6 protein-coding genes are annotated in these 11,235 nt (G+C 70.7%); 5 read left to right on the top strand and 1 reads right to left on the bottom strand.

The features are described from left to right. Positions 1–1,280, top strand: a 1,280-nt coding sequence (locus tag HOQ08_RS12430; protein WP_291195286.1) for a sigma-54 dependent transcriptional regulator, incomplete at its 5' end; no start/stop codon positions are given. Then, a complete protein-coding gene (locus tag HOQ08_RS12425) occupies positions 1,267–2,625 on the top strand; it encodes an ATP-binding protein (RefSeq protein ID WP_291195283.1) in 1,359 nt (452 codons plus the stop codon). The genes HOQ08_RS12430 and HOQ08_RS12425, both read left to right, overlap by 14 nt. Positions 2,626–2,787: 162 nt before the next feature. Here the strand turns inward: HOQ08_RS12425 and HOQ08_RS12420 are convergent, their stop codons facing one another. After that, positions 2,788–4,656, bottom strand: a complete 1,869-nt coding sequence (locus tag HOQ08_RS12420; RefSeq protein ID WP_291195280.1) for an ATP-binding cassette domain-containing protein — start codon at positions 4,654–4,656, stop codon at positions 2,788–2,790. A gap of 94 nt (positions 4,657–4,750) precedes the next feature. On the opposite strand from HOQ08_RS12420, the gene HOQ08_RS12415 reads away from it, so the two are divergent. The 3 genes from HOQ08_RS12415 to HOQ08_RS12405 all read left to right on the top strand — a co-directional run bounded on the left by HOQ08_RS12415 (position 4,751) and on the right by HOQ08_RS12405 (position 10,971). Further along, the gene (locus HOQ08_RS12415) at positions 4,751–5,824 is read left to right on the top strand and encodes a glycosyltransferase family 4 protein (protein WP_291195277.1); all 1,074 of its coding nucleotides are present in this window, start codon (positions 4,751–4,753) and stop codon (positions 5,822–5,824) included. Continuing rightward, a complete protein-coding gene (locus HOQ08_RS12410) occupies positions 5,824–7,956 on the top strand; it encodes an amylo-alpha-1,6-glucosidase (RefSeq protein ID WP_291195274.1) in 2,133 nt (710 codons plus the stop codon). Before HOQ08_RS12415 ends, HOQ08_RS12410 begins: the two co-directional genes overlap by 1 nt. A gap of 156 nt (positions 7,957–8,112) precedes the next feature. Then, complete coding sequence (locus HOQ08_RS12405; RefSeq protein WP_291195271.1) at positions 8,113–10,971, top strand: serine/threonine-protein kinase; 2,859 nt, start codon at positions 8,113–8,115, stop codon at positions 10,969–10,971. Positions 10,972–11,235: the final 264 nt, after the last annotated feature.

The following is an 11,235-nucleotide window of genomic DNA, read 5'->3' as shown; positions in this document are numbered from 1 at the left end:
CCGAGGGTCCGGCCGCGGCGCTGGAGGCGCTGCGCAAGCGCGAGTTCGCCTGCGCGCTGATCGACCTCAACTACACCCGCGACACCACCTCCGGCGAGGAAGGGCTGGAGCTGCTGGCTCGCCTGCGCGAGCAGGCGCCGGAGCTGCCAGTGGTGGTGATGACCGCCTGGGGCAATGTGCCGCTGGCGGTGGAGGCGATGCGCCGCGGCGCCGCCGATTTCATCGAGAAGCCGTGGGACAACGCGCGCCTACTGCGCGTGCTGCGCGCGCAGATCGCGCTGGGCGAGGGCCGGCGCCGGCAGCGCCGGCTGGAAGCGGAGAACGCGCTGCTGCGCGGTTCGGCCGAGGTGATCGCGGAATCGGCCGCGATGCGGCGCGTGCTGGAGATGGCCGCGCGCATCGCGCCCAGCGATGCCAACGTGCTGGTGCTGGGCGAGAACGGCACCGGCAAGGGCGTGATCGCGCAGCTGCTGCACGAGCATTCGGCGCGCGCAGGCCGCTCGCTGGTCAAGGTCAACATGGGCGGCATCGCCGAGAGCGTGTTCGAGTCGGAGATGTTCGGCCACGTGCGCGGCGCCTACACCGACGCCAAGGGCGAGCGCATCGGCCGCTTCGAGCTGGCCGACGGCGGCACGCTGTTCCTGGACGAGGTCGGCAACGTGCCGGCCGCGCAGCAGCCCAAGCTGCTGCGCGTGCTGGAGGACGGCGAGTTCGAGCGGCTGGGCTCCTCGCGCACGCAGAAGGTCGACGTGCGGCTGGTGTCGGCGACCAATGCGGATCTCGATGCCGAGGTCGCGGCAGGGCGCTTCCGTAAGGACCTGCTCTACCGCCTCAACACGCTGGAACTGCGCCTGCCGCCGCTGCGCGAGCGCGTCGAGGACATCCTGCCGCTGGCCAACGCGTTCCTCGCCCGCAACGCGCGGCGCTACGGCCGTGACGGCCTGCACCTGGCGCCATCGGCCGAACGCGCGCTGCTCGCCTGGCGCTGGCCGGGCAACGTGCGCGAGCTGCAGCACCTGATGGAACGCGCCGCGCTGCTGGCCGAGCGCGACCAGGTCGATGCCGCTGCGCTCAACTTCGGCGCGCCCGCGCAGGCGGCGCAGGATCTGGACTGCATGACCCTGGAGCAGGCCGAGGCCTGGCTGGTCGCGCGCGCGGTCGAGCGGCACGAAGGCAACCTGCAGCGCGCTGCCGATGCGCTGGGCATCACCCGCCAGTCGCTGTACCGGCGGCTGGAGAAGCACGACCTGCGCGCGGCCGGCGCCGATGCCGGGGATTGATCCGCGCGCGCGCGCCGGCCGCATGCCGCGCTTCGAGCGGCGCGTGCTCGGCGGCAGCCTGCTGGTGGCTGCGCCGGCGCTGCTGGTGCTGTTGGTGCACGCGTTGCATCCGCCGGCGGATGCGACCGCGCGCTGGATGCTGTTCGCCGTCGCGCTGGCGCTCACCGCCGTGCTGGCACGCTGGCAGTACCGCCGCGTGGTGTTCCCGCTGTACACCCTGGCCGGCCTGCTCGAGGCCCTGCGCGAGGGCGACTACAGCCTGCGCGGCGTGCAGGGCGGCGCGCTCGGCGACGTGGTCTACGACGTCAACGCGCTGGCCGAGCGGCTGCAGAAGGAGCGGCTGGAATTCGAGGAATCGACTCACCTGCTGGGCAAGACGCTGGCCGCGCTCGACAGCGGCGTGTACGTGTTCGACGAAGCGTTGCGGCTGCGGCTGCTCTACCCCGCCGGGCAGCAGCTGCTTGACGCCGAGCGTCATCGGCTGTTTGGCCTGAGCGCCGCCGAGCTCGGCCTGGCCGGGCTGCTCGATGGCCCGGCCGACCAGGTGGCGATGCACACCTTCCCCAGCCGCAGCGGCCGCTTCCAGATACGGCACGCGGCCTTGCGCAGCGGTGGCCGTGGCGGGCGGCTGCTGGTGGTCAACGATGTCGGCCGCGTGCTGCGCGAGGAGGAGCGCGCCGCCTGGCAGCGCCTGCTGCGCGTGCTCGGGCACGAGGTCAACAACTCGCTGGCGCCGATCCAGTCGATGGCCGGCACGCTGGCCACGCTGGCCGCGCGCGAACCCTTGCCCGAGGACTGGCGCGAGGACTTCCGCAGCGGGCTGGAGGTGATCGGCAACCGCGCCGGCGCGCTGGCGCGCTTCCTCACCGGCTACGGCAAGCTGGCCCGGCTGCCGCCGCCGCAGCGCGTGGCGGTGGACCTGCGCGAGGTGGCGGAAAAGGTCGCGCGGCTGACGCTGGCGCACCCGGCAGGCTGCAGGGTCACGCTGGAGGAGGGCGGGCCGCTGGTGGTCAGCGCCGACGCCGACCAGGTGGAGCAGGCCCTGATCAACCTCGTGCAGAACGCCGTCGAAGCCGCTTCGGCTCACGTGCGCGTGCGCTGGCGGCGGCAGGGCGAACGGGCGCTGGTCGAAGTGGAGGACGACGGCCCCGGTCCGCCGCCCAGCGACAACCTGTTCGTGCCGTTCTTCACCACCAAGCCCGGCGGTTCGGGCATCGGCCTGGCGCTGGCGCGGCAGATCGCCGAAGCGCACGAGGGCGGGGTGGCGCTGACTGCGCGCGATGACGGCAAGCCGGGGGCGCTGGCGCGCCTGTGGCTGCCTGCCTGGCCTGACGCGCCGCCCTGAGCCCTCTTCCCTCCGGGGAAGAGGGTTGCGTGAGCGGTGGGGCTCGCGGGGAGGTCGCTGGGTGCCTGGGCGCCAAAGAAAGGCTTGGTTACAGGCGGGCCATGCCGCAAGCGTGGCCTCTCACCCTAGCCCTCTCCCCGGAGGGAGAGGCGCCAAAGGCGCTCAGCCCTCCAGCTCGCTCCAGCGCGCGTAGGCGACGTCCAGCTCGGCCTGCAGCTTTGCCAGCGCTTCGTTGGCCTGCACGATGGCGGCGCTGTCCTGCTGGAAGAACGCCGGCTGGTTCATGGCGGCGGTGCGTGCGTTGATCTGCTTTTCCAGTTGCTCGATGCGCGCCGGCAACTGTTCCAGTTCGCGCTGGTCCTTGTAGCTCAGCTTGCGTTTCGCCGGCGCGGCAACGGGTGTGGGTGCTGCGACGGCCGCCGGTGCGTTCTTCGCGTCCGGCGCGGCCGCGGGGGCGGCCGGCCGCTGGCGCAGCCAGTCGCTGTAGCCGCCCACATATTCGCCGACACGGCCCTCGCCTTCGAGCACCAGCGTGCTGGACACCACGTTGTCGAGGAAGGCGCGGTCGTGCGAGACCAGCAGCAGCGTGCCCTGGTAGTCGCCGAGCAGTTCCTCCAGCAGTTCCAGCGTCTCGACGTCGAGGTCGTTGGTCGGTTCGTCCATCACCAGCAAATTCGACGGCTGCGCGAACAATTTGGCCAGCAGCAGGCGGTTGCGCTCGCCGCCGGAAAGGCGCGTGATCGGTGCACGCGCGCGCTCGGGCGAGAACAGGAAATCCTGCAGGTAGCCGACGATGTGCTTGCGCTGGCCGCCGAGCTCGATGTACTCGCGGCCTTGCGCCACGTTGTCCAGCGCGTTGAGCGTGTCGTCCAGCTGCACCCGGTGCAGGACGAAATACGCGATCTGGATGCCAGTGCCGAGCTCCACCGTGCCGTGCCCGGGCTTCAGTTCGCCGAGCATGATCCTGAGCAATGTGCTCTTGCCCGCGCCGTTGGGACCGATGATGCCGATGCGATCGCCGCGCATCACCGTGGTGGAAAGGTCATCGATCAACACGCGCCCGCCGTAGCTCTGGTGCACGTGGTCGAGCTCGATCACCTTCTTGCCCGAGGCCTGCGCGGTGGCCAGCGTCATCTTCGCCGTGCCGACCTGCTCGCGCCGCTGCGCGCGTTCGTTGCGCAGCGCCTTCAACGCGCGCACGCGGCCCTCGTTGCGGGTGCGCCGGGCCTTGATGCCCTGGCGGATCCACACCTCTTCCTGCGCGAGCTTCTTGTCGAACAGCGCGTTGGCCTGGGCTTCGGCGTGCAGCCGCTCCTCGCGCCGGCGCAGGTAGTTGTCGTAGTCGCCGGGCCAGTCGGTGAGCTGCCCGCGATCGATCTCGACGATGCGGGTGGCCAGCGCGCGCAGGAAGCTGCGATCGTGGGTGACGAACACGATTGAGCCGTCGAACGACTTGAGGAAGCCTTCGAGCCAGCCGATCGCCTCGATGTCCAGGTGGTTGGTCGGCTCGTCCAGCAGCAGCACGTCGGGCCGAGTCACCAGCGCCTGCGCCAGCAGCACGCGGCGCTTCATGCCGCCGGAGAGCGCGGCGAAATCGGTCTCGCCCGGCAGCTCCAGCCGCGCCAGCACTTCGTTCACGCGGCGGTCGAGGTCCCAGCCATGGCGCGCTTCGATCTCGTGCTGCACCTCGCCCAGCGCGGCCAGGTCGTCGGCGGCGAGCAGGTGGTGGTAGCGCGCCAGCAACTGGCCCAGGTCGCCCAGGCCCTGCGCCACCACGTCGAACACCGAGCCGGCCGTGGATTGCGGCACTTCCTGCGCCATGCGCGCCACGGTCGTGCCTCCCTGCACCCTCACTTCACCGTCGTCGGGTTGCAATTGGCCGGCAATCAGCTTCATCAGGGTGGACTTCCCCTCGCCATTGCGGCCGACGATGCAGACGCGTTCGCCGCGCTCGACCGACAGGTCGACATCGGCAAGCAGAAGGGGGCCGCCGATGCTGAAATCGACGTGCTGCAATTGGATCAGGGACATCCGCCGATTCTAACGGATGCAGGCTGGCGGATGCGGCGCGCACAAGGCTCATTCAATGCGTCGGCGCGTGGAGGCGGCGGCGCCGAGGACACCCATGCGCATCGCCCAGATCGCCCCGCTGTATGAATCCACCCCGCCGCGGCTGTACGGCGGCACCGAACGCATCGTTTCCTGGCTCACCGATACGCTGGTCGACCTGGGCCACGACGTCACCCTGTTCGCCAGCGCCGATGCGCGCACCCGCGCCGAACTGGTGGCGGTGCGCGACCAGGCGATCCGGCTCGACCCGGCGTTGCTCAAGTCCGACCTGGCTGCGCACCTGTCGATGCTGCAGGAAGTGCGCCGCCGCGCCGACGAATTCGACGTGCTGCACTTCCACGTCGACATGATCCATTTCCCCATGTTCGAGGATTGCGCAGGCCGCACCCTCACCACGCTACACGGGCGGCTGGACCTCAAGGACCTGGGCGAGGTGTACCGGCGCTGGCCGCACTACCCGCTGGTGTCGATCTCGCATCATCAGCGCCGCCCGCTGCACTTCGCCAACTGGGCCGGTACCGTGTCGCACGGCTTGCCGGAAGCCCTGCATCGCCCGCATCCGTGCGCCGACGGCGGCTACCTCGCCTTCCTCGGCCGCATCTCGCCGGAAAAGCGCCCCGACCGCGCCATCGCCATCGCACGGGGCAGCGGCATGCCGCTGAAGATCGCCGCCAAGATCGACCTGGCCGACCGCGCCTACTTCCGCGAGGAGATCCGGCCGCTGCTGGACGACCCGCTGGTGGAATACATCGGCGAGATCGGCGACGCCGACAAGGAACGGTTCCTGGGCAACGCCGCTGCGCTGCTGTTCCCGATCGACTGGCCCGAACCCTTCGGCCTGGTGATGATCGAGGCCATGGCCTGCAGCACGCCGGTGATCGCCTGGAACCGCGGTGCGGTGCCCGAGGTGGTCGACGAGGGCGTCAGCGGCTTCATCGTCGAAAGCGAGGCCGAAGCGATCGAGGCGGTACATCGGCTTCCGGAACTGGATCGCCGCGAGGTGCGTGCCACCTTCGAGCGGCGCTTTTCCGCGGAAATCATGGCCAGCCACTACGTGGACCTGTACGAACGCCGCTGCCGCGTCGCGCCCGCGTTGCCCGCCTGGCCGCTGGCCTACGAGGCAAGGTGATGAGCGAAGCGACCCAGGACGACGAAACCCCTTCGGCCGGCACCGCGCGCGGGCAGTACTCGCTGAAGTCGGGCGACACCTTCGTGGTGTGCGACGCCTATGGCGACGTCCGCGGTGACGCCGACGGGCTCTTCCACAACGACACGCGGATGCTGTCCGCCTTCGTGCTGGACCTGGGCGGCAAGCCGCCCTCGCTGCTCAGCGCCGCGATCAGCCACGACAACGTACTGTTCACCGCCAACCTGTCCAACAAGCCGTTGCCGCCGATGGGCGAGCGCGTCACGCCGCAGGGGGTGATCCACCTGGAACGCGTGCGTTTCCTGTGGGAGGCGCGCATGTATGAGCGCATCTCCTGCGTCAACTACGACGACAGCGAAGTGCGGGTGACGCTGACCCTGCGTTTCGATGCCGACTTCCGCGACATCTTCGAAGTGCGTGGCACGCCGCGCGCGCGCCGCGGTGAACGGCATCCGCCCCAGGTCGACGGCGGCGCGGTGACCCTGCGCTATGACGGACTGGACGGCGTGACGCGCCGTTCGGTCATCTGCTTCTCCGTCGCGCCCGGCCGGCTGGACGGCCATACGGCCGAACTCGAGCTGACCCTGCCGCGCCTGAGCACGACCGAGCTCTACGTCGAGGTTGGACCGGAGGCGGTGCAGCCCAGCTGCGAGCGCTACCGTGCCGCCGCCGCCAAGGCGCGGCGCGCCATGCGCAAGCGCCGCAGCCACGGCGCACGGCCGCGCAGCAACGCGCGGCTGTTCAACAACTGGCTGGAACGCTCGCGCGCGGACATCGCCCTGCTGGTCAGCGAATTCCCCACCGGCCCCTACCCCTGCGCCGGCATTCCCTGGTTCGCCACGCCGTTCGGCCGCGACGGCATCATCACCGCGTTGCAGCTGCTGTGGCTCGATGCGGGGCTTGCGCGTGGCGTGCTCGGCTACCTCGCCGAGCACCAGGCGCGCGAAACCTCCGCGTTCCGCGATTCGGCGCCCGGCAAGATCATGCACGAGACCCGCAAGAGCGAGATGGCCGAGCTCGGCGAGGTGCCGTTCGGGCGCTACTACGGCGGCGTCGACACCACGCCGCTGTACGTGATGCTCGCCGGCGCCTATGCCGAGCGCACCGGCGACGAGGTGTTCGTCGACAAGCTCTGGCCCACGCTCACCGCCGCCATGGGCTGGATCGAACGCACCTGCGACCTGGACCCGCACGGCTTCCTCACCTACGCGCAAGGCGAACGGGGCGGCCTGCTCAACCAGGGCTGGAAGGACAGCGAGGATTCGGTGTTCCACGCCGACGGGCGCATTCCGCCGGCGCCGATCGCGCTGGTGGAAGTGCAGGGTTACGTCTACGCCGCATTGCGCGCGATGGCCCGGGTGGCCGAGCGGCGCGGCGAGGAGGAGGCGGCCGACCGCTGGCGCCACCGCGCGCTGGTCATGCGCAAGGCGGTGGAGGACCTGTTCTGGGACGAGGAGCTGGGCACCTATGGCATCGCCCGCGACGGCGACGACACGCTGTGCCGCGTGCGCGCCTCCAACGTCGGCCATCTGCTGTACGTGGGCCTGCCCAAGCTGTGGCGCGCCAAGAAGGCGATCCGCCAGTTCCGCACCGCCGCCTTCGACAGCGGCTGGGGCGTGCGCACCCTGGCGATGCAGCAGGCGCGCTTCAACCCGATGTCCTACCACGATGGCTCGGTGTGGCCGCACGACGTGGCGCTGTGCGCCGCCGGCATGGCCCACTACGGCGAGCGCGACGATGCCGTTCGCCTGCTCGGCGAGACCTTCGAGGCGGCCGTGCACTTCGGCATGCGCCTGCCCGAGCTGTTCTGCGGCTTTCCGCGCGCCACCGGCGAACCGCCGATCGCCTATCCGGTCGCGTGCCTGCCCCAGGCCTGGGCGGCCGGCTCGATGTTCATGATGCTGCAGGCCTGCCTGGGCGTGGAGGTCGACGGCCGGCGCGGCGAGGTGCGCATCGACCGGCCCAGCCTCCCCGACGGCGTCGACCGGCTGACCCTGCACCGGCTCGACGTCGGCGGCGACTGCATCGACCTCGGCTTCGAGCGCATCGGTGCGCGCACCGTGGCCTTTCGCGCCGGCGGCTCGATGGACGTGCGGATCCTGGCAAAGGTCTGAGTGCCGGCCGCTCCCCTGGCGAAGGCGGTTGCCTCGCCAGGCGTGTGCCGTGCGGCTTCGGCCGAGTTGCGGACATGACAGGTAGCCGTGTGGTCTGAGCCCGCCCCGATCCGGCCAAACGCGCCATAATCCCCTTCGGGCTCCGGGGGAACCGCCATGGCAAGGCAGTTGACGGGTCGCTATGCCGCGGCCAAGCGCATCGCGCTGGCTGCGATGGATGTGGCAACCGACGAACGTGATGCGCTCATCGCCGGGCACGTCGTCGGGGACGACGAGCTCGAGCGCGAGGTGCGCTGGATGCTCGAGGCGATCGAGCGCACCCACACCGCCACCCTGCCGTTCGCGCCGGTGGCCGCGGCGCCGGACCTGAGCGGCCACCAGGCGCAAGCCACTGCGCCGCGCAACTACCGCATCCTGCGCGTGCTCGGGGAAGGCGGCATGGGCATGGTGTACCTGGCCGAGCGCTGCGACGAGGGCTTCTCGCAGCAGGTGGCGCTGAAGTTCCTGCATGCCGCCGCCGAAGGCTCGCCGATCCTGCACGAGCGTTTCAGCCAGGAGCGCCGGCTGCTGGCGCGCCTGGAACACCCCGGCATCGCGCGCCTGCTCGACGGCGGCGTGATGGACAGCGGCCGGCCGTTCCTGGCGATGGAGTACGTCCAGGGCCAGCGCATCGACGAGTGGTGCGATGCGCGCGCGATGCCGCTCAACGAGCGCATCGCGCTGTTCCTCAAGGTTTGCGATGCGGTGGAGTTCGCCCATCGCAACCTGGTGATCCACCGCGACATCAAGCCGGCCAACATCCTGGTCACCGCCGACGGTACGCCCAAGCTGCTCGACTTCGGCATCGCGCGCATCATCGAGGAGGGCGGCCAGGTGCTGGCCACCGCCACTGCGGCCCATGCGCTTACCCTGGCCTACGCCAGTCCCGAGCAGATCGAGCAGCAGCCGCTGACCACCGCGGCGGACGTCTATTCGCTGGGCGTGGTGCTCTACCAGCTGGTGGCCGGGCGCCGCCCCTACCAGCACCTGGTGACGCCGCACCTGCTGTCCAACGCCATCGTCGGCGGGCAGGTGACGGCGCCCAGCCGCAGCCTGCGCGAGTTGCCGGCGGAGGAGAACCAGCCGCGCCGCAGGATCCCAGCCGACATCGACGCGATCGTGCTCAAGGCCCTGCGCCGGCAAGTGAGCGAGCGCTACGCGAGCGTGGCCGAGTTCGCGCAGGACCTGCGCTACTACCTGGCGCGGCGGCCGGTGAAGGCGCGCCGGGGCCGGCAGTGGTACCGCCTGCGCCGCTTCGCCCAGCGCAACCGCTGGCCGCTGACCGCCGCCGGCATGGTGCTGCTGGCCGTGCTGGCAGGGCTGACCGCCTCACTGCTGGCGCTGGTGCAGACGCGCGCGGCGCAGCGCCTGGCCGAGCAGCGCCAGCACGACCTGGAGCGCATGGTCGACTTCCAGCAATCGATGCTGCAGAGCGTGGACATCGACGCGATGGGGCACGCGATGATCCGCGGCGAGCGCGCGCTGGTCCTGGCGCGCCTCGGCGATCCGGCCGGGCAGGCGATCGATCGCGCGCAGCTGGACCAGGCCTTTGCCGGCATCGCCGCGTCCGGACCGGCGCGCGACGCGCTGGACACCTACGTGGTGAGCCATGCGCTGGCGAGGCTGGACAAGGATTTCGCCGACGCCCCATTGCTGGCCGCGGATATGCGCCAATCGCTGGCGCGGGTACTGCTGACCATCGGCAGCTACGGCCATGCGGCCGAGGAACTGCGCCGGGTGGTGCAGGTGCGCCGGCGCCGCCTGCCAGCCGGCGACGCGGCGCTGCTTTCGGCACGCATCGACCTGGGCGAGGCGCTCTATCGCGGCGGCCAGCCGGACCAGGCGGCACAGATCTACGACAGCACGTTGCCTGCGGCTGGCGCGCTGCCCCTGACCGATCCCTTGCATGTGGCTGCGCTGTCCGGGCGCGCCCGCGTGCTGGCCGCGCAGGGCCAGCTCAAGCAGGCGCTGGAACGGCAGGAGGCGCTCTACGCACGGCTGGCGCCGCAGCTGCCGGCCACCGACGAACGCGTGCTGCGGCTGCGCCGCGACCGCGTGGAAACCCTGACCCAGCTCGGCCAGCGCGATCGCGCGCGGGCCGAGCTGGAGCAACTGGTGCCGCTCTACCGCCAGACCTTCGGCATCAACGATCCGGAAACGCTCGCCACCACCCTGACCCTGGCCACCCTGCTGTATTCGCAGGACAACGAATACGAGCGTTCGCTCGCGCTGGCGCAGGACGTGGCGCAGATCCGCCAGCGCCGCCTCGGCGCCGACCACCCGGCCACCCTGCAGGCGCGCGCACTGGCGGCATCCAACGAGGTGCGGCTGGCGCTCGATCCGACCACCATGGCGCAGGTGCACGAACGGCTGGACGCGATCATCCAGGGGTACCGGCGCGTACTCGGTCCGGACAACCCGCACACGCTGGATGCGATGAACGACATGGTGCGGTTGCTATCCAAGCAGGACCGCTACGACGAGGCGATCGCGATGGAGCGCGCGATCCTGGCCGGCCGCAGCCGCACCCTGGGCCCCGACCACTTCAGCACCCTTTATGCCCGCGGCAGCCTGGCCAGCCTGTTGTGCGAGAACGGCCAGTACGCCGAAGCCAGCACGCAGGGCGAGCAGGTACTCGCTGCGCTGCGCCGCCAGCTGGGCGAGGACCACCCGATGACGCTGGCCACCTACGACCTGGTCGGCCGCATCGATGCCGGTGCCGGTCGCTGGGCACAGGCGCGCGATGCCCATGCCAAGGCGCTGGAAGGTCGGGCCCGCACCCTGGGCGATACCGACGCGCACACCATCGAGAGCGCGTCGCGCCTGTACGTCACCCTGCTCAAGCTGCGCGACACCGAGGCGGCCAGGCGCGTGCTCGATACCTACCTGCAGCCGGTGATCGCCATGAAGCCCGATACGCTCAACGCCGGCATGCGCAGCGTGCGCGAGGAGGCGCTGGCGGCGGTTGGGAAGTAGCGTGAGCCTGCCGGCCGCCGCTCCGCACGTGGGCGGGGAAGCCCGAGCCGCTGGCGTTTCGGGAATGCTGTCGAGCCCGGTCGGACCCCATCCGGTGGCGGCACTCCATCACGAAAGCATCGAGACAACAGGCATTTGCCCGACGAAGTTCGGGCTTTCCCGTGGAAATATGGCGCCGATCGCATTAAGGTCGCCTCTACGCGACAAAAACGCTGCCGTTCGGCGGCGAGGATCTGGCATGACCATCGATGCATCTCTGCCCAG

It is taken from the genome of Frateuria sp. (genome assembly GCF_013362045.1).
GTDB lineage: Bacteria > Pseudomonadota > Gammaproteobacteria > Xanthomonadales > Rhodanobacteraceae > Frateuria_A.
The sequence above is the reverse complement of the archived record's forward strand: the minus strand, read 5'-3'. Positions and strand labels throughout refer to the sequence as shown.

Excerpts from the sequence above, each read along its gene's own strand:
- HOQ08_RS12425 (WP_291195283.1), top strand. The coding sequence starts at position 1,267 with ATGCCGGGGATTGATCCGCGCGCGCGCGCCGGCCGCATGCCGCGCTTC.
- HOQ08_RS12405 (WP_291195271.1), top strand. The coding sequence starts at position 8,113 with ATGGCAAGGCAGTTGACGGGTCGCTATGCCGCGGCCAAGCGCATCGCG.
- HOQ08_RS12410 (WP_291195274.1), top strand. The coding sequence starts at position 5,824 with ATGAGCGAAGCGACCCAGGACGACGAAACCCCTTCGGCCGGCACCGCG.
- HOQ08_RS12420 (WP_291195280.1), bottom strand. The coding sequence starts at position 4,656 with ATGTCCCTGATCCAATTGCAGCACGTCGATTTCAGCATCGGCGGCCCC.
- HOQ08_RS12415 (WP_291195277.1), top strand. The coding sequence starts at position 4,751 with ATGCGCATCGCCCAGATCGCCCCGCTGTATGAATCCACCCCGCCGCGG.